The organism is Myxococcales bacterium, from assembly GCA_012517325.1.
Lineage (GTDB): Bacteria > Lernaellota > Lernaellaia > Lernaellales > Lernaellaceae > JAAYVF01.
In genome coordinates, this window is record JAAYVF010000018.1 from 34,891 (window position 1) to 55,329 (window position 20,439).

Sequence of the window (20,439 nt, forward strand, 5' to 3'; positions counted from 1 at the left end):
AGGTGATTCGGCAGTCGTCAAGGACGCCGTCAAATGAAAAAGTGTAGCCTTCGTAACAGGGAATTGCCGCGAATCGCCGGCGAGTGACCTTGACAGTAGCAAGTTGGCAATGCTGAAGTGATTCGCGGTAGAAAAATCGCGGTGGGTCGGGCCGACCCAAGATCGAAATCAGTCGCGAAAAACAGATCGAGCCGACGGACGGATAAGGCTAAAATGATCAACCGGATCGTTTCTTTTTTAAAGGATCCTTCCTTTAATCGTCCGCTGGTTTATGGGTTTTCCTTCTGTGGCATTCTCGTTTTCTACCGCATGATCCCGCAAAACCTGCTTTATATCCATATTGTTTTCGGAATCCTGCTTTCGTTCTACGCGGGCGTCTGGCTGCACCGTCGGTTCGGCGCCAAGTGGCATCAGACGAATTGGCCGTGGATCGCCGTTTTCGGCTATCTAGCCTTTTCGCTCGGCTTCGATTTCAAAGTCTTTTTCTTTTACCTCGGCAGCTATTACCCCTATCCGCCGCCGACCCATGCCGGCCTGCATTTTTTCACGATGGTGACGGCCGTGTTCGCCTATGCCGCGCTCAATCTGTTTTTCGGCGGCCGCGCCGCGTTTTACTACGAACAGGCGCCATCGCCGCGCCATGCCCTGGCCGCGGGTTTCTTCGGATTAGGCCTCGGCATTCTCTTGGTCAACCTGATCCTGTTCCGCAATTGGCCGGTCGCGGTGTTCACCTCGTTGTTTTTGCTCGCCTGGATGATTCCGCGAAACCGAACCGGGTTCGCCGTCGCGACGCTCCTGGTTTTCATCTCTATTGGAATCTACCTGAAACAATCCAGCGCGGTTTATCTGGGCAGTCTGCAGGACGCGGTGTTGGAAAAACAGGTTGATTCGCCGTACACCCGAACGCACTTTTTCACCTATCACGATCGGCAGTGCGTCACCATCGACAGCAACTATCACCCGATTACCTTCAACTGTCGAAACCCGGAACTTTTACCGCGCGGCTTGACCTACTTTTTCAAATTTCTTGTCGGCGAACGATCCAACTATCGCGCCCTGGTCGTCGGACGTTCGCTGGGGATGTATCCGAACATCCTGCTTTCGGTGAATCCGCGGGCCGAGGTCATTCAGACGGCCGATTTCGACCCGCAGATCACGCGACAGGTGGAAAAGAATTTTTCGTTCACCGACATCGACGACCGTTCGGCGGGCAAACGGAAGATCCGTTACTTCGCCGGCGACTTGTCGCGGTTCATGCTCGATCATTCGGGGTCGTACGATATTGTTTTTTACAACGGCATCGGTCTGGCGCAGTACCAGGTGCCCTTTTGCCTTCACTTTCAGGAATACTATTTATTGACGCCCGAAGTGCTCAATCGCCTTTTCTACACGATGCTGGCCCCCGACGGCGTCTTCATCATGGATTGGGGCGGCAGCATCAGCAAAGAACCGCTTTACATGCTCGCCAACTTTCCGGCGGACGTTGACGTTCGCATTTTCTGGTACGACCTGATCGAGCCGCCGTTTACCGGCATGCCGCTTTTTTATATTGTCGCTTCCCGCGACAGCGCACGGTTGGACGCGCTCGAAGCGCACTTGAAAAAATCGTCCTTCTTTACCCGACTGCCGCGCCCGCAGGCCAGAACCTTGGAATTCTCCCTGCCGCAATTACTGGCCAAGCGATTGGACATTTTCCGCGACTTCCACTCATTGATCATGGACCAGAATGCCTATTTGAAGACTTCGTGGGACCGACCTTTTTGCCGTTACGATATGATCCTGACGCCGCTGTTTTTCTTGTTTTTGTTGGCCGTCCTCATCGGCGCGGCAATTTTCTTTTTCCTGATCATGCTCGGCATCGCGCGCGCGACCGTGGCCGTCTGTCGGGAACTCGGCCTACTTTGGCGGCAAAATACGGCGCTCTCCGGCATCAAACCATGGATTAAAGCGGCGGTGATTTTGTCCTTTGAAGCTCTCTTGGTCCTCTTCATCATGTCCGCGTTGCTGGAAACGTCCCGGCAAAAGCAATTATCGCTGGTCGTGGCCGGCCTGCTGGCCGTTTTCACCCTGCTGATACTGTTTCGCCGCCTGCCAGCCACCGGCCGATCATTGGTCGATTCGCTCCTGCTTTTCATCCGCCGCTATCCCGTTTTGCTTTGCGAAGCCGCGGTACCACTCTGGCGCACTCGCCCGCGATTTCTTTTTCTCAATCCGCTGCGGCGGCAGACAATCGCCTATTTCACGGGCATCATGGCCATCATCTGGTTCATCGATGTCGCCGGTCGGCAATCGCATCAACTCATCGGCATTGGTTATACGTGGCCGATATTCATTTTCATCTGGCTGACCGCGGCCGCATCGGCTTTGTTCATCCTCCGGCGGGCCGCGCTCTCCTGGGCGCCGACCGCGGGGTTGTCGGTGCTGGCGATCGCCGCCGTGACGACCGCCAATCTGAACCTCGAGGGCGCGCCGGCGCTGATTCCGGTGATTTTGACCGGTTGGCTGACTGGTGCGACGGTACGCCTGGCCCTGCCCTCCGAGGCGGCGGAGGATCGCCAGGCCTCTTGGCATGCCTTCTTCAGCGGCATCGCGATCGGTTTTGTCGCCTGTCAGATCCTGCAATTTTTCGTCGGATTCAGTGTCGCCGCGGACGTGGCCTTGTTGATTCTACTGCTCGTGCTCTGGCGTCTATGGATGGGCCGTCGGCAGAATCCGGCTGGGTGAGGTCAATCCGGGGATTTCATCCGTTGCCGTCTGATCCGTTTTTTCCGCTGCATTCTCTTGATCGAGAGGAATCATCATTTCGAACCTGGCGATTTCCGCCACCGGCATGGTGGTGCCGTCGCGATCATAGGCCCAATCGACAAAATCCTGCGAAAGTTTCCGGTATTGCCAGACGGCGGTCAGGCGCAACGGACCTGGCGCGTGGTCGGGGAGAACAGTTTCAAATTCGTCACCGATCCGCTGCCCGAAGGCGATCTGGCGTTCGACGATTTTCTTTTCGATCTGCCAGACGCGGTTCATTTTTACGATGTTCCCGTCCTTACCGATCATGTAACCGCCCAGGCGATGCGAACCCGGAAGCACCTGCTGTTCGGCATCCAAGCCGCCGGATTGGAAAACGAGGGCGTCGTCCGCATCCGTCACCCGTACCTCGATCCAGACCTCGATCAAATCCAGTGGCGCGGCCGGGAAAGCGTGGTCAACGCCGATGTTTGACGTCCAGAGGATGAACTTGAACTTTTCGCCCGGCATTACGGCGGAGCGGGGTTCGTAATTCATTTTGAGCCAGATGCGGAGGGCATTGTCCTCATCCAGATCGACCACCTGCCCCCAGGCGCGCAACTGAATCGGAAATTGCCCCTTGAGGAAGCAACGGATGAATTCGACTTGCTCGTAATCCCGATTGGCAAAAGGCGTCGCCGTGTTGCTTCCCGGGAACAGATGATTTCTCACGGAACCGGATAAGCCGAGGTCGGCGCGGGACTGCATATGGCAATCAATGCAGCGGCCGCGTTCCAGGCCGATGTCGTTGGTGGGTTTGATCTGCAGGCGATGGCACACCTGACAGAATTCGTCGCGATATTGAATTTTCCGTTGCAGCGCTCTGCCGTGTCCCGGCGGGAAAAGGTTGATCAGCATTTTCCCGAAGACAGAAACGTCGCCTGTTTGGTCGGGCGCCAATCGCGCCAGATGCCGCAGGTTGGGTTTCAGCGTCAACACCGACCGGCGCAGGTCGGGAGGAAATTGCACCGCGTCGGCGACATGACAAAAGACGCAGGACATGTTGTGGCGGTCGGCGAAATCCCGATAGTTCTGGGACGAATCGAAAAGCGATTGCGGATGATGGCAACCGGCGCAAAGGTTGGCGTTTTCCGCGCCGATCTCCGCGATCATCAGATCCAGATTCTTCTGAAAATAGGGCGTCTGCATCGACCGGTTGTGAGTCGATTTCAGATGATCGGCCAGAATGTCCGGGTGGCAGTCCGCGGTGCGGCCGCAGGATTCGGTCAGTTCGAGCAGATTCGCCTGTTTAAAATCGAGCGGCTTGATCCGCTCGGCCGGCTCCCGCTCGGCCATGGGTATCGTCGACAGGTGAAGCGTGAAGGACGGGTCCGCGGTGCGCGCATCGATCAGGCTGCCGATCAGCAAAAGAAAAAAAAGCCCGACGGGAAAGGCGAAACGCCGCAGGTGGACGCCGATGGCCGATCGATTGCCCGGCGCGGCAAGCCACCGGAGCAGCCAGAGCAACAAAGAGGCGGTGAGTAGGAAGCTGGAGATTCGATGCAGCGAAAACGCCGCTTGTGCCGTTCGTCCCAAACGTAGAACGAAAATCATCACTCCGGAGTAACAGGTAACCAGGTACGACCAGATGAGAATTTTCGCGTGAATCAACTTCAACCGGGAAAAGGCCGGCAAAAAGGCGTTGAAGCGGATCGTCGACACGAGCAGTGCCGACCCGAGGAGCAGAAATGCTCCGCGATTTTCCGGCGCGACTTTCAGGGGTATGACGATACAGATCGCCAGAACGATCAGGTAGAAAGTCCAGGTGTTGAAAAGGTCGACTCCTCGGCGTCCGGAAAAATACCACCGCAAAAGCAGGGCAACCGCATAGACAACAGCCAAGCCGCCAATCGCGACGATGGCGCCGGCCGGGGAATCCTCGTTGCCGATCAGCATCGCGATCGCCGCACCGAAAATGATTAAAAAGAATCCGTGCGAGAATGCCGACCCTCCCCACTCATTTTTTTCGACGATTCGACGCAACCAGATTGCGTTGAAAATTGTACACCAGATAAAAGACACGAGCGGGTGGAGAAAAAGAGCCGCCAGGTAGAAATCCGTCCAGGATGAGGAAAAAACGAACCAGAATCCGGTCATGATCGATACAATCGACAATCCCCAGATCCATTGCTCGCCTGGCTTCGTTTGCGCGGAACGAATCAACCAATACTCCTTACCGGCATTAAGCAATCAGTATATCATCAGGCCGTCGAATTTATCCAGGGTTCGCGCCTTTAGCCCTCGTTTTCGTGCCGTGAAAGCTGCTCCATTCAGGTTTTTCGAATGACGTCTTCAGGTATCTCCCGATGGCCGGGCAGCCTTCCGTCGCCTATCGTTCGTCGCATCAGGACTGAACGAGGAGTTCCCAATGGAGGAAATGGCAATGAAGGCGCATGAAAGCCAGGTTTTTGAGTTGTATCTGACCCGCGTCAACAGACCCGACAAACTTTTTCCGCCCGCCTCCGAAACGCCGACACCAGGGCAGCGACATGACGAAACTCCACCGGCGGCTCGCGAACGGGCGTCAAAGAGCGCGGCGCTCGTCCCTACCAAGCCGAAATTCAGTTTGACGGAATGGTTTTGCGACCGGGCGCTCAAGGGTTTTGCCTCCCGAGTCGAACGCTATCCGGTGTTCATCAGTCTGGCCGCCCTGGGCAGCGGTTTTCTCGTCGATCAAATGGACCGGCATTCGCGCCTGGCGCTGCCGCCGCACGAGTCCTGATCAATCCAGAACTCGCGCAATAAGTCGTGGGCCGAAGCACCGGCATGTTGCCATGATCAAATTCCGCCGCGTATGATGGCGGCATGGTCGACCCCACGAAACAGAGCCGCTGTCCGCAATTGCGAAAACTGATCTTTCGCCTTGGGGCGATCATCGGTTCGCTCATTTTCCTGCTGGTCGCGATTGAAATCGGCCTGCATCTGACCGGCCATTTCCTGATCAAAACGATCGCACTGGACACGGCGGCGAATCCCGACGCGCCGTCAGGATTTCTCGCGGCCTGCTTCGGGGATAGCGTCACTTACGGCCCGATTGATACCACGCTCCGCTCATATTCCTATCCGGCTCAGCTCGAGCGCTTGCTTCGGCGAGAGCACCCCACCCTGGGTGTCCGCGTACTGAACGAAGGCATCTGTGGCGCCAATAGTGCGGATGTAATCGAACGGCTGAAAAGTCGTCTGGCCGCCTATACCCGCGCTCCCGACCTGCTCATCGTCATGGCCGGAACCAATGACATGTGGAACCTGCACGCCGCGACACCTTTGAAAAACGGCAGCGCCTCGTTGCCGGCCGGTAAGCAGTGGTTGGCAAAACTGGAAACAACGAGGGTCGGCAAGTTGTCGGCGATGCTCGGCCTGCGGGGAGCAGCTTTGGTTAACCGACTGCTCGAAACCAAGGGCGAAGGCGAGCAGAGCCGAAATTGGCAAACCGAGGATTCCCGATATGTCTGTGTGCTTCATCCGGAACTGCCCGAGGAACGGCCGTTTCTGGAAACCTGGCTGAGGCAGGATCTGGCGGAAATCCGCCGGATCGGCGATGCCGCGGGAATTCCCATCCTCATCGGCCTCTACCATCTGTCCCAGATGAACCCGCTCATCCGCGAGGCCGCGACGCAAGCCGGTCTCCCGGTGTGCGATCCGCCGGGGCATGGCGATGCTTATTGGAAAATGACGGGGCTCCTTTCTTCGGACGGCTGGCATCCCAACGAAAAAGGCTACGCGGTCATCGCACGCCATTTCGCCGCCTGCTTCGAATCGCTCGCCCTGATCCGAAATGCGGCGGAGAAAAAGTAGCCGCCGCGACCGGAATCAATTCTATTTGCCCATTGGAAAAACCCTGTTAGAGTCACTGCCGCCAAACAAAATAAGGAGCCGGATGATGTGGGTAAGCCTGGAAGTGACTCATTCGATCGTTTGTCCCACCTGCAATCTGCGCAATGCGCTACCGGGATTGCGACAACAGCTGAAATGCAGTCATTGCCGGGTGGACATCCCGGTCAAGGAAGCGTTCAAGGGACAAACCAGCGGGATGAGGCACTTGTTCGGCGGCCATTACGATGCCTTGGCCGAAGCGGTGGTGCTGCTCGACGAAGGACACGCCGGAACCGGCATCGAACTGGCAATGGATTACCGGTGCGAATTTTTCCGTTGGAAGCCCCGTTGTCCCGAGTGCGACAAGCCTTTCAGCGAAGCCCAGTACACCGACCCCGCGCCGGCGATCACTTGCCACGAGTGCGGGCATACCCTACCGATTCGAATCCCGGATGAAAAAAGCGCCAAATGGGATCCGCGCCTGCACCTGATCATTAACGACGCCGGCGAAAACGGCGACCCGCGCCGGCGGGAAACGCCCGCCGCGGCCAAACCCGTTGTCTTGTCCTGTGCCGCCTGCGGCGCCGATCTGTCACTTGACGGTGAGTCCCGCGAAGTCAAATGCGAACACTGCGGCAGCGACAACTACCTGCCCGACGAACTGTGGCAACAACTGCACCCCGGGGAAAAAGGCCATGTTTTTTATCTGATTTACCGAGTCGACCCGCGGCTGGATTTTCAACTGCACAGGTATTTTTTCGGTCCGAACAAAGCGCGATACGCCGCCAAGAAAAAACGGCTGGAGGTGTCGCTGCACCGCGCGCTGGAGGATTTCCTCAAACCCGATAATCTGGCGACCTTCGAACAAGTCATGGCGGAGAAGCTTGACCCGACGCTGCGAAACATGATTTTGAGCGACACCCGACTGACTCCGGCGCATCTGGAAATCATCAACCGGCAAAATCCGGAAGCGGATCTCGAGTTGGCCGGCAAAAAGAATCTTTCGGCGGAATTGATTGAAAAGCTCGCCCTGGCCGCCGATTCGCGCGTTCGGCGGCAAATCGCGTCGCACGAACAATTGCCCGCTCCGCTGGCGATTCGCCTGGCGAGCGATGCGGAAGAAACCGTGCGCGTGAAAATCGCCGGACGTCAGGCTCTTTTGCCCGCACTGTTTTCAACTCTCGCGGAGGACCCGGAAGCATCGGTCCGCGCCGTCATCGCCGCGCGCGCCGATGTCGCCCCCGAAATTCTGGCGAAGTTGGCTCACGATTCAGTGGCAGCGGTTCGCGCCGCCGTAGCAGCCAACCATTCGACTCCTGCGCCGGCGCTCGGCAAATTGGCGCGCGATAAAGACGAAAAGGTGGCCGCTTTCGCGCGGAAAAACGCCAATTATCAACCCGGCTTCCTCGCGCGCCTGTTTGGTAAAAACTAGCGGAGATAACCTCTGGACATCATCATTCCGCCGACAAACCAAGATGCCAGAGTGCCCCTTCGCCGGTGTAGACGACGTGCAAAACACCCGCGCCGTCTTGCAACAGGTTGATCGACTTGCCGACATCGCCGATGGAATCGAGCGTCCGTTTTTCCCAGGAGCCCGTCGCATTGGTCGCATACTTCAAATCGCGGTTCGCGGCATCGTAATAGGCGATGTGCGCCGCGCCCGCCTCGTCGATCAGCAGCGACGGATACTGGCTGACGTCACCGGAATCGACGGTTTCCGTCGTCCAGGCACCGCCGGCGTTAGTCGCGTAGCCCAAACAGCTATTTTCCTCTTGGCAATAGGCGACGTGCAAGACATCTTCATGAATGGCCAAGGTCACGAAAGAAGTCGATCCGTCGGCCGCGGCGATGGTCTCGATCTGCGGGGTGTTCCAATCGCCGCACGCATGCCGCAATTCCGTGGCCGTCGTGTAAACGGCATGCAAAACATCCGCCGAGTCGAAAACGATGGCCGTTCCGGACTCCGCTTCACCGTCGATTAAATAGTCGTTGACCAACAGCCCTTCGGGCGGCGGATCGAAGTAATTCTGACAATCGCCGTACCATGGATCCGGCGTGTAATAATAGGCTTGAAAGAGAACATTATCGGAACGCCAGGCCGCGCCGATTCCGCTGGCTCCGGAGTAGAAGTACCGTCCGGTAGAAGACCAGCCAGCGCCGTCATTGTCGGCCTTGTAAACCGAATAGCAATTTTCCCATGGATAAGCCGGCTGATCTTCGGCATGAGAATTGAAAAGCAGGGCATAGGAAATTCGGGGGTTGCCGGAACCGTCGACGGAAATCGTCGGGTAGAGGCCGGCCAGGTGAATGTCAAAACCGCCGGTCGTCGGTCCGTAATAATAATAATCGCCTTCGTGGACGATCGTCGATTCGGATTCGCCTGCGGCGAGGTGCGTGTATTTCAAACTGGAAAAACAACCGCCGTGCTGGGTGTGGAGAAGGCATTGCCTGATGTTGTATGCCAGGTGCAAGGAGCCTTCGTCGTCGAAAACGGCTGCGGCGTGATCGCTGACGTCTCCTTCGGTATGCAACAGCGATTGCCGGCTGATCTTGGTGGTCAGTCCGGTGACCACCATCAATTGAGCGCCTTCTTCTTCCGTCAGGTAAGCAAGCCAAGGCTCGCCGGATCCGTCGATCCCGACTTGATTGAGTAATCCAGCTTTCCAATACCAATCCGCCGGCGGGCCGTCGATCCGCTGGACATCCCAACCGGTTGCCGTTTGCGCGGCGAAAAAGACGTAGCCTTGAGCCGGGTAATAGTAGGTCTCACCGTAAAAAGAGACTTGGGCCCGATCTTCCGGGTCGATCGCCAGAGTGGCATGGACTTGGAAATATTCTGAATACTCATCGATCTCTTCGCCCGACCAACCGTCTTCAAGTTTTGATAAATAATATTCAGAACCGAGAACGGCATGCGGCCGGCCAGCCGAATCCATTGCCATGGCAATATCGTTGGGCATGCCGATATCCGGCACCGCTTCCTGGATCCACTCGCCGGCAATATTGTTGAGGTAATAAAGCACACGGGGGCCGTCATCGGCAAAAAGAACGTGAAGCGATCTGTTCAAACCGACCGCCAGATCGGCGGCATCGCAGCCTCCTTGGGCGCGAACAATTTTTTCATAAGTCCACTGCCCGCTTTCGTCGGAACCATGATAGAGCGAGCATTGATCGTCGGCGTATCCCGTCAGCAACAAGTGAGAATGATCCTGATCATCCAGGCGCAGGCGAATCAGAAAAACATCGCCGGCGATCAAACAACGGCGGCCGATAATTCCGCCCTCAAACTGCACTTCATAAATCGGGCCGTCGTAGTAAACCTGATAAACGATCCGTACCCTGTTTTGGGAATCGACTGCCAAGTCCAGATTGTTGTAGCCGTCTTCGTTGGCGATCACGTTGGTTTGCCAGGCCGACGACGGCAGGCTCGACAGCAATATAAGGTAGCGGGAGCGAACGATCAGAATGTACTTTCTACCGTCCGGACCGGTCGCCGACCGCAACCAGTAAACGGGAGCGCCGCCGTCGATCAATTCGGGGAAATCATCCAGTGGCTTTGATGTATTTTCGTCGCAGGGTTCGATCGTTACATCGTCGTCGTTGTCGTCGTTGTCGTCGTTGTCGTCGTTATCATCGTTATCGTTGTCGTCGTCATCATCATTGTCGTCATCATTGTCGTCGTTGTCATCATCATCGTCATCGTCAGGGGCGGAATCATTGTCGTCGTTGTCGTCATTGTCGTCGTTGTTATCATCATCGTCGTCATCGGCGGGAGACAAGTCGTCAGCGGATGAATCGTCGTCGAGTGGCGAGAGATCATCGTCGCCGTTTTGTTCATTTCCGTCCGGGGAGCAAGCGACGAGAAGCAATAGGGCCACCAGGAAAAACAGGGGTAGGATTGAAATTTTCATGCCATCGCCCCCAATTTCACGAAAAGAACGTCGAATCGAATGAGGATAACTTTCCTGTCATCTGCTCATTCATTGCAAAAAATGCGCCATTTATCGCATTTGTCAATCCAGAAATAATCTCCGTAATTTCATCCATATAATGAGGATTCCAACATTAAATCGAATACTTTGCGGTCGGCCAAGCGCTGATTTTTCAGCAGATATTCGGATTGATGTATAAAATCCAGCGACGCCATTGTGAAATCGGCCGGTATTATTTCTCCCGGTCCAACACTTCCCTGACTTTTCGCGCCAAGGTCTGCGGCGTATAAGGTTTGCCAATGAAATGAATCCCCTCGTCCAGGACACCGTGATGAACGATGACATTTTCGGTGTAGCCGGAGGTAAAAAGAACCCGGATTTCGGGCCGCGTTTTAAGCAATTCCATGGCGAGCATCTTCCCGTTCATACCCGGCATGATGACATCGGTAATCAGTAAGGAAATTTTATCGGGGAACTCCTTGGCAGCGTTCAGCGCCTGCTCCGCGTTGGCGCAATGCAGCAGTCGATAGCCAAGTCTGGATAAGACACGAACGGCCAGATCGCGCACGATCGCCTCATCCTCGACCAGGAGCAACTGTTCCTGACCGGTCGGCAAATTGGTTAACGGGATCGTTTCGGACACTGTTTCGGTCGTACCTATGACCCGCGGCAGATAAACCTTGACCGTCGTTCCCTGATTCAATTCAGAATAGACTTCGATCGAGCCTCCTGCCTGTTTGACGGCCCCATAAATCGTGGCCAATCCCAACCCGGTCCCCTTGCCTTTTTCCTTGGTGGTGAAGAAAGGTTCGAAGAGATGCCGTTTCACCTGCTCGCTCATGCCACAGCCGTTGTCGGAGATCGCCAGCATCACGTAATCACCCGCTTGAGCCTCCGGATGAAGCCGGCAGTATTCCTCGTCCAGCACGATCGTCGCGGTTTCCAGGAGGAGCTTACCGCCGGCCGGCATGGCGTCCCGCGCGTTCACCGCCAGGTTGACGATGATCTGCTCGACTTGGCCCGGATCGATTTTTACCGGCCAGAGATCAGCGGCCAGAACCGTGTGCAGCACAATATCCTCGCCGATCAACCGGATCAGCATTTTTTTCATGCGCGTCAGCACATCGTTCAAATTGAGCACCTTGGGCTCGACGATCTGCTTGCGCGAAAACGCCAGAAGCTGGCGGGTCAGATTGGCGGCGCTTTCGGCGGCCTTGTTCACGTCGCCCAGGGTTTCGTACAACGGATCGCTGGGATTCAAATCCATCATGGCCAGTTCAAGGTTACCCATGATGCCGGTGAGCAGATTGTTGAAATCGTGCGCGACGCCGCCGGCCAACCGCCCGATCGATTCCATTTTCTGGGCATGCATCAATTGTCCCTGCAATCTCATGCGGTCGGTGATATCCGTGAACATGGCGAAGGAGCCGAGAAATTTGCCGGTTTCATCCACCAGCGAAGACGCAGAAATGGTCACCCAAAGTTCCGAACCGTCCTGGCGCCGATAGCGTTGCTCGTATAGTTGATCGACGCCTTTCGTCCGCTCGCGCAGCTTTTCCAAATGGGCCTCGACATCCTCCGCGAATAAAAAGCAGGTGGGGGATTTTCCGATGATTTCACTGGCGGGATAACCCAGCATTGCCGCCATCTTTTGATTGACGTAGACCGTTTCCAGATTCGCGTTCAGACTCCAGATGCCTTCGTTGGAGGTCTCGACGATTTGCCGATATCGTTCTTCGCTCGCCCGGAGCGCCGCTTCGGAACGCTTGCGTTCAGTGATGTCGTGCATCACCGTCGCGATGATGCTTTGCGAATCGATTTTGGGAAAACCGGGGATGAAGACGCTGATGTCGGTCTGGATGATTTCGCCGGTCTGAAAGTTACGTAATTGTCCGTCCCCGTGCCACGATCCCGCCTCCAGCAAGGCTGGAATCACCTCTTGCGCCATCTGGATCTGGGCGTCCTCGGGAGCAAAATTGAAAATCGACAGATCGGTAATTGCCGCCTCCGGAGACAAACCGACCATCCGTCGGGCAGCCGGATTGAGAAACAGCGTTTTACCGTCCAGGGTGGCGATGCCGACAAACTCCAGGCTGTTTTCGATCAACGAACCCAGTTGCAGATGCGCCTGCTCGGCTTTCATCCGTTCGGTGATGTCGCGCGCCGCCACGTAGATCCGCCGGGTCGTCGGATCGAAGACGGAACGCCACTCAATCCACCGATAGGAGCCGTCTTGATGACGACAGCGATTGACGAAATCGTACGCCCGCTTTTTCCCGGCCAACTCGGCAAGCAAACCTCGCGTCGCTTCCAGGTCATCCGGATGAATAAAATCCAGGAAACTTCGCGCCAGAAGCTCCTGCCGGGAGTAACCCAGCACTTCCTCCCAGGCCGGATTGATTGCGTGAAACCAGCCGTCGGAGTCGGCGATGCCGAGCAAATCCAGCGTCAGGGAAAAGAATTGATTGAGTTCCTCTGTCTTTTCCCGAAGCGCCTTTTCCGACAACTTGGTTTGGGTGACGTCAATCAGCACTGCCAGCGAACGAAGGTATCGCCCTTCCGCATCGCGTTCGGCGATTGCCGAAAGCAGGATATCGACAATCTCGCCGTTTTTTTTTACGAATTGATAGGGCACATCCGCGCAAAACCCTTTTTCGCGGAATTCCGGCAAGACCTCGCTGGTCGCATAACGGCGAGAAGCTTCCGTCAGAAAATCGACCGACGGTCGGCCGATGACTTCTTCGCGCGTGTAACCCATTTTGGCCAACCAGGTGTCGCTGACGCTGACGATGCGGCCGTCGCGATCGATCGAATGCAACATGACCGGGCTTTGGTTGTAAAGCAACCGATAACGGGCCTCGCTCAACCGCAGCTCATCTTCGGCCTTTTTTCGTTGAGTGATATCCTTGGAAATGCAGATGACCGAATCGGCCGGCCCGCCTTCTTCCTTCCGCAACGGTTTGACGGTCGTGATGTAAAAGTGCGCCTCATCGCCGGCGATCACCTTCACGTCGATGACCTTGGTCTTGCCGGTTTGCAGCACTTCCCGGACCGCCGAAAAACGTTGTTCGGCTTCTTTTTCGGGGAAAACGTCCCAGATTCGCCGGCCGACAATCTCCCCGACGGGGCGGCGGACGCCGTCGGCAAACGCCTTGTTCACGTGGAAATAGCGGCCGTCGGCGTTGATCACGAACATCGGATCGCTGGAATCGTCGAGCAGGGAGCGGTATTTCATTTCGCTGGCCAGCACGGATTCGAGTTCCCCGCGGCAACGGGTCAGCAAGGCCTGCAATTCCTCATTTTCCCGCCGGAGCGCGGCCAATTCTTTCTGCCGTTCGCTGACGGTGTCCGGGTTCGCCATCGCATCGATCTCCCGAGAGAATAAGCCTGAATGGGTAACATAAGGCGACTGTTTTCACTTCACAACAACTCTTTTTATAAATCGTCGGACATACTTTTATCCGGCCGCGATTCGCGGAAAACAATAACAAAAAGTCCGAGAAATTAAAACCGGTTTTCCTTCCAAATTGCCGCTTTTCAGATGAAAAGGAATTCAAGTATACTGCGCCATTCAACACTGAAGGGAGCGGTCGATGAAAACAAGAATTACCGAACTATTCGGCATCCGGTACCCGATCTTGCTTTCCGGAATGAGCTTCGTCAGCGTACCCAAGCTGGTGGCGGCCGTTTCCAATGCGGGCGGGCTGGGTATTCTGGCTACCGGCACCTTGAACGCGCAACAAACCCGCGACTCGATCCGCGAAATCCGCGAGCTGACCGACAAACCGTTCGGCGCCAACGCCACGCTGTTGTTTCCCGGCGCGATCGAAAACGCGAAAATCCTGTTGGAAGCCAAAGTTCCGGTGATCAACTTCGCCCTGGGCAAAGGCGACTGGATCGCCAAGGAAGCCCACGGTTACGGCGGCAAGGTTATTGCCACGGTAGTCAATCCACGGCATGCCAAACGCGCCGAGGATTACGGCTGCGACGCGGTAATCGCGACGGGCCATGAGGCGGCCGCGCACGGCGCGCAACCGACCTCCCTGGTGCTGGTTCCCCGCCTGGTCAACGAGCTGAAAATCCCGGTCATCTCGGCCGGCGGTTACGCCAACGGGCGCGGCCTGGCGGCGGCCCTGGCGCTGGGCGCGGAAGGCATCGCGATGGGCAGCCGTTTCGGCAATACCGTCGAGAGCCCGGTCCACGAAAAAACCAAGCAACTGACCGTGCAAAAAGACATCACCGACACGCTTTATTCCGACCGCTTCGACGGCATGGACGCCCGGGTGATGGACACGCCGGGGGCGCGTAAGGCCCTGCGGCAACGGGTCGGCCTGTGGACGGCGTTCGTCAATTCCTTCGCGATCGCCAAGGAAATGCAGACCCCCTACTACAAGCTGCTGCTCCAAACCATGAAAGCCGGCCTCAAGCAGACCCTGGTGCTGATGTACCTCGCCAAGGGGTTCCGCAACTTCCGGCTGTCGATGGTGGAAGGCGACACGGACGAAGGCGTCTACCCGATCGGCCAGGCCATGGGTTTGATCAAGGATTGCCCGACGGTCGCCGAACTGATGGAGCGCATCATTGCCGAGGCCAAGCAGGCGCAAGCGCGGCTGAACGATATTCTGGCCTGAGCGAAATCGTTAAATAGCAAAGGCGGAGGGCAACATCCTCCGCCTTTTTTTCATCCGCGTGACGACCTACATCATCAGTTGGCCGCTTTCGATATACACGACATCCTCTTTTTCCATGAGTTCCAGGATGTGCTTGTTCATCCGCCGTTTCATCTCGGCGAAAATCGGCCGCTGTTTGGTGAAAGTCCGCGCGAAGGCCAGCGCCTCTTTTTGCAACTCGTCGTTATCGGCGCAGGCCTTGACGATGATGTTCGCCGCCGCCAATTCCGCCGCGCCGGCCCGTTTGCCGGTCAACACCAGTTCGATGAATTTGTGCGCCGGCATGATTTTTTGCAGCATAGCCTGCATCGCGGGCAGCAAGGGGATGTTGATGTCCACCTCGGGCATACAGAAGAAACCGCGATCGGCTTTCATGAACCGGAAATCGCAGGCCGCCGCCATGATCGAACCGTCGCCGAAAGTATGGCCGTTGATCGCCGCAATCACCGGCATGGGGAAGAGCAGGATGCGGGTGAACATGCGGTTGAGGTCGTACATGAAGGTTTTGATGGCCGGGAAATCCTGCTGGGCTGCCACGCCCATGATCCAGGCCAGGTCGATGCCGAGTGACCAGTTCTTCGGATCGCCGGAAGTCAGGACCATCGCGGTGACGGCGGAGTCTTTTTCGATTTCATCCATCGTCTGCAAGATTGCGGCGAGAAAGTCCGGGTTGTGACGGTTTTCGCCGTTGGTCATGGTGACGATCGCCACGGTTCCGTCTTTTTTCCATTCCATCACGGGCATCGGCCTCTCCTCCTCGCCTGAACGCAGGCGGCAATGTTGTCTGTCGGTTGCACGCGATTCAAGGTCGGGTTTGCGCCTAATCTAATGGAGAGAGCGGCCGGTTTCAATCGGCGGCGGCTTTCCCGTCGCCGCCGCGTCCGGGTTACTTCGCCGGTTGCACCAATGCGCCGTAAAGGATCAGATCGCGCAAAATCGCCGGCATATTTTCCTGGGAGATAAAGGTCGGTTCCATCAAACAGCGCGCCATGAAGGAGAAGAGCACCCCGTGGAAAAACTCGACGAAGGTCTCCAAGTTCAAACCGGGGCGGAGTTGTTCCGCCCCGAACGCCCGCCGAAAGATCTCGACTTCCATTTGGTGAATTTCGCAGTCGATACCGTGCACGTCCAGGAATTCCTCCACGCCTTCGTTGGACGAGATCAATCGGACCAACATGCGGATCAAATCCGGCGTGTCGCGAATCACCGTCATCGAGCTTTTGATGCTTTCCTCGATCAATTCGGGCAAGGTCAGGCTCTGTTTCGCAATCTCCTCGACTGTCTTGCGATGGAACGTCAGCGCGTCGTCGACGATCTGCCGAAACAACGTTTCCTTGCCGTTGAAATAGTGGTAGATGGCCGGTTTGGAGATGCCGACCTCGCGCGCGATATCCTCCATGCTCGTCTGGCGATATCCCTCGACCGCGAAGAGGCGCAGCGCGACTTTCAGAATCTGCTCACGAGTGCTGATCGAACCATTGTTTTCTGTCATTTTTTTTTCACTCCGTTTCCTGCGCCCCGGCCGGCAGGCGATGGCCAAACAGCTTATTTTGCAGATCATCGAGGTACGAATAGACCACCGGGATGACCACCAAGGTCAGCAAGGTCGAGGTGATGAGGCCGCCGATCACGGCCGTGGCCATCGGCGCCCGGATTTCCGAGCCCTTTGAAAACGCCAGGGCGACGGGCATCATGCCGAAAATCATGGCGAAGGTCGTCATCAGAATCGGCCGCAACCGCACCCCGCCCGCGGCGACGAGCGCTTCCTTGCGTTCCATGCCCGCGGCGATGTTCTGGTTGGCGCGGTCGACGAGCAAAATCGCGTTTTTCGTCACCAGGCCCATCAGCATGATCACGCCGATCATCGAGATGATCGACAAGGTGTAACCACTGATCAACAGGGCGCTGAACGCGCCGATCACCGAGAACGGCAGAGCGAACATGATGGTGAACGGGTGGATGAAGCTCTCGAATTGCATCGCCAAAATGATGTAGACCAGGATGATCGCCAGGAGCAACGCATTGAGCATGCTTTTCATGCTGTCCTGCATGTATTCGACTTCGCCCTCGAAACCCGAGGTAAAACCCGCCGGCACTTCCTTGGCGGCGATTTCCTCGACGATTTTCTGGGCATTACCCAGAGCGAGATTTTGCAGATTGGAGTAGATGGTCACCTCGCGTTGGCGCGCTTGGCGGTTGATCTGGGTCGGGCCTTTTCCCGGTTCGAGAGTCACCAGGTCGGCCAGGCCGATCAGTTGTCCCATTGCGTTGCGCACTTTGATCAGGTCGAGGTCGGCGATCGATTGCCGCTTTTCAGGCGCCAACCAGACGCGGATATCGTAGCGGTCCTCGCCCTGGGCCATCTCGCCCACCTTGGCCGAGGAAACCAGGTTGCGCACCACCAGCGCCACTTGCGCGGGTTTGACCCCCAGTTGCGAGGCCTTTTCGCGATTCACCCGAATGCGCAGCTCATCCTTGCCGGCGCGCACCGTCGAATCGATATCCACGAAGCCCGGATTGGTTTTGAGCTTCTCCATGATCCGAGTCGCCGCCGCTTCCATCAGCGGCAAGTCGTCGCCCCGGATCTGGAATTGGATCGGTTCGGCGCGGCCACTGCCCATTTCCTCGGCGCGAGTGACGGAAATAATGGCACCGGAGAAGCCGGCCAGGCGCTGCCGCGCCAAGCGCATGATTTCCTTCTGGCTGATATCGCGCTCATCGACCGATTTCAATTTCAGGTACATTGTTCCTTGATTCACTTTTTCCTGGGCGCCGCCGCCGACCGCGGTCGTAATCAGTTCAACGCCCGGCAGTTGCCGCGCGATCTGTTCGACCATGGCGCAAATCATGCTGGTGTGTTCCAGGGAGCTTCCGGGAGGCGTTTCCACCCCGATCTGAAACCGTTCCTCGTCCTGATCCGGCATGAATTCGCCGGGCACCAGACTCGCGGCGAAAAAGGACAGGATCAGCAGGACGGTGGCGATTCCCATGACCTTGAGCCGATGGTCCAACGCCCAACCGATCAACCGCCGGTAACTCATATCCAACCAGGCCAGTAACCGTTCAATGGCCAGGAAAAACTTTCCGTGACTGGCCGTATGGCGCACGAACCGTGAGGAAAGCATCGGGGTCAGCGTGAAGCTGACGAACAGGGAGATCATCACCGCGGCGGCGACCGTGACACCGAATTGGTACATGATCCGGCCGACGATGCCTTCCATGAACGAAACCGGGATGAACACCGCCACGAGGGTAAAGGTGGTAGCCATGACCGCGAGGCCGATTTCCGCCGTCGCCGTCCGCGCGGCGGTCATCGCTTTTTCGCCCTGCTCGACGTGCCGGAAAATATTTTCAATGACGACGATGGCGTCGTCGATGACGATACCGACCGAGAGCGACAAGCCCAGCATGGTCATGTAGTTGAAGGAGAATTTGAACAGCTGGAAGATCGCAAAGGTGCCGACGATCGAAACCGGGATGGCGACGGCGGAGATCATCGTCATTTGCCGGTTCCGCAGAAACAAGCCGATGATCAACACGGCGAGAATCGCGCCGTACAACAAATCGAAGACTGAATCGTTGATGGCTTCGCGGATGAACTTCGAGTTGTCGCTGACCAGATCCACCTTAACACCTTGCGGAATGCGCGGCCCCAGGGCGGCGACCGCTTTTTTTACGCCTTCGGCTGTCGCCACCAGGTTGGTGCCCGACTGCTTGACGATCTGCACCAGGACCGCGGGATGGCCGTCGGTCGTGGCCGCCGAGCGCGCTTCCTTTTCGGTATCGACGACCTTCGCCACGTCGCGGACGAAAATCGGCGCATCGTTGATGCGCACGATTTCGATTTCACCGATCTCGCGCGGATCGCGGATCTGGTTGTCGACGCGCAACGAAAGTTCGCGCGACTGCCGGTCGACCCGGCCGCCGGGCAATTCGATGTTTTCGGCGGCCAACGCGCCCATCAGATCGTCGATCGACAGATTGGCGGCCGCCAGCGCGTTGGGGTCGATTTGCAAATGAATTTCACGCGGCCGATCGCCGATCAAATTGACCTGGCCGACCCCCGACACTTTCTGGATGTTGTCTTTCAACACCTTGTCGGCGAACCGCGTCAGGGCGACGTTGCTCATGTCCGGCGGGCCCGAAATGCTGTAGGACAGGATCGGAATGGCGCCCATGTCGAACTTCTGAACGAGCGGTTCCTCGATGTCGTCGGGCAGGTCGTTACGGACCGACGCTACCTTGTCGCGCACATCTTGCAAGGCCCGGTCCACTGGCACATCCAGTTTGAACTGAATGGCGACCTGACTGACGCTTTCGCTCGAATACGAGATCAGCTTGTCGATATCGGGCAGCGAGTTGACCGCTTCCTCGATTTTGCGCGAGACCTTTTCCTCGACGGCGGTCGGATCCGCGCCGGGATAGACGGTCACGATCGTGACGACGGGGAACTCGACATTCGGCATCATCTCGATCGGCAGCTTGTTGTAGGCATTGAGGCCGAAGACCAGGATCGCCACGATCAACATCGTCGCGAAAACCGGTCGGGCGATGGAGACATTGGCCAGTTTCATTATTTGGTCTCCTCGGCGGATTTGCCGGCTTCAGGAGTCGCCTCGGATTCCTTGGCGCCGCCGACGATGATCGCCTGGCCGTCACGCACCATGCTTGCCTCGGCGATCACCCGGTCGCCGGGTTTGACGCCGTTTTCGACGATGAACTCGCTGTGATCGGCGAGGAATTTTCCGGTCAGTTCGGTCCGCGCCGCCTTGTTTCCTTCGGCGAGATAGGCCGACCAGGAGCCGTCCGCTTCCGTGCGGATCGAGCTGGCGGGCAGCAGGATTTTGCCCTTCAACGCCGAGGGCATGATCCGCGCCTCGAAAAAGACACCGCCGGGCACGGCATCGGGGCCGGTGTTATCCAGCCAGGCGATGGCCGTGCGGGTGTGCGTGGCGGCGTCGACGGAATCGGTCAGCACTTCGATTTTCGTCGTCAGGTGTTTTTCATTCGACGGCAGGTAAACCTCGATCTCGTCGCCCGGCGACAGGAATGCCGCCCGCACTTCCGACAACTTGAGCGTCAGGCGCAGGCGTGAATTGTCGACCATCACCAAAAGCACCGGATGCGTCATCGCATCGACGTAACCGCCCAGATTGACCATTCGCATCGTCACCTGGCCGTCGTACGGCGCGCGGATCACCGCGTCGCCGAGCGCATTCTTCGCCAGTTTCCAGGCCGCT

The 20,439-nt window shown here is 57.1% G+C and carries 12 protein-coding genes; 5 read left to right on the forward strand and 7 right to left on the reverse strand.

Annotated features, from left to right (window positions below; translation table 11 throughout):
- Window positions 1-213: 213 nt before the first annotated feature.
- Window positions 214-2,724, forward strand: coding sequence for a non-structural protein NS4A (locus tag GX444_04015; GenBank protein ID NLH47753.1), 2,511 nt, complete (start codon window positions 214-216; stop codon window positions 2,722-2,724).
- On the opposite strand, the gene GX444_04020 is transcribed toward GX444_04015, so the two are convergent.
- A complete protein-coding gene (locus GX444_04020; protein ID NLH47754.1) occupies window positions 2,689-4,947 on the reverse strand; it encodes a hypothetical protein in 2,259 nt (752 codons plus the stop codon). The genes GX444_04015 and GX444_04020 overlap by 36 nt on opposite strands.
- A gap of 220 nt (window positions 4,948-5,167) precedes the next feature.
- Between GX444_04020 and GX444_04025 the strand changes: the two genes are divergently transcribed.
- The 3 genes from GX444_04025 (at window position 5,168) to GX444_04035 (ending at window position 8,029) form a co-directional block, all read left to right on the forward strand.
- On the forward strand, window positions 5,168-5,506 hold the full coding sequence (locus GX444_04025) for a hypothetical protein (protein ID NLH47755.1): 339 nt from the start codon (window positions 5,168-5,170) through the stop codon (window positions 5,504-5,506).
- Window positions 5,507-5,589: 83 nt separating this feature from the next.
- Window positions 5,590-6,579: a hypothetical protein gene (locus GX444_04030; GenBank protein ID NLH47756.1), complete on the forward strand. Its 990-nt coding sequence runs from the start codon at window positions 5,590-5,592 to the stop codon at window positions 6,577-6,579.
- 85 nt (window positions 6,580-6,664) lie between these two features.
- Window positions 6,665-8,029 carry a hypothetical protein gene (locus GX444_04035; protein NLH47757.1) on the forward strand — a complete coding sequence of 455 codons (1,365 nt, stop codon included), beginning with the start codon at window positions 6,665-6,667 and terminating at the stop codon, window positions 8,027-8,029.
- A 22-nt stretch (window positions 8,030-8,051) separates the two neighbouring features.
- Here GX444_04035 and GX444_04040 read toward each other — a convergent pair whose 3' ends face one another.
- Both GX444_04040 and GX444_04045 read right to left on the reverse strand, forming a co-directional pair.
- The gene (locus GX444_04040) at window positions 8,052-10,508 is read right to left on the reverse strand and encodes a hypothetical protein (protein NLH47758.1); all 2,457 of its coding nucleotides are present in this window, start codon (window positions 10,506-10,508) and stop codon (window positions 8,052-8,054) included.
- A gap of 253 nt (window positions 10,509-10,761) precedes the next feature.
- Complete coding sequence (locus tag GX444_04045; GenBank protein ID NLH47759.1) at window positions 10,762-13,890, reverse strand: PAS domain S-box protein; 3,129 nt, start codon at window positions 13,888-13,890, stop codon at window positions 10,762-10,764.
- A gap of 232 nt (window positions 13,891-14,122) precedes the next feature.
- Between GX444_04045 and GX444_04050 the strand changes: the two genes are divergently transcribed.
- The gene (locus tag GX444_04050) at window positions 14,123-15,160 is read left to right on the forward strand and encodes a nitronate monooxygenase (protein NLH47760.1); all 1,038 of its coding nucleotides are present in this window, start codon (window positions 14,123-14,125) and stop codon (window positions 15,158-15,160) included.
- Window positions 15,161-15,226: 66 nt separating this feature from the next.
- Here GX444_04050 and GX444_04055 read toward each other — a convergent pair whose 3' ends face one another.
- The 4 genes from GX444_04055 to GX444_04070 form a co-directional block, all read right to left on the reverse strand.
- Window positions 15,227-15,943: an enoyl-CoA hydratase/isomerase family protein gene (locus GX444_04055; GenBank protein NLH47761.1), complete on the reverse strand. Its 717-nt coding sequence runs from the start codon at window positions 15,941-15,943 to the stop codon at window positions 15,227-15,229.
- Window positions 15,944-16,085: 142 nt separating this feature from the next.
- Window positions 16,086-16,691 carry a TetR/AcrR family transcriptional regulator gene (locus GX444_04060; GenBank protein NLH47762.1) on the reverse strand — a complete coding sequence of 202 codons (606 nt, stop codon included), beginning with the start codon at window positions 16,689-16,691 and terminating at the stop codon, window positions 16,086-16,088.
- Window positions 16,692-16,698: 7 nt separating this feature from the next.
- Entirely contained in the window at window positions 16,699-19,773 is a 3,075-nt protein-coding gene (locus GX444_04065; protein ID NLH47763.1) for an efflux RND transporter permease subunit, read from the reverse strand.
- Window positions 19,773-20,439 (reverse strand): HlyD family efflux transporter periplasmic adaptor subunit (locus GX444_04070; GenBank protein NLH47764.1); only part of this gene is annotated, 667 nt, incomplete at its 5' end. The genes GX444_04070 and GX444_04065, both read right to left, overlap by 1 nt.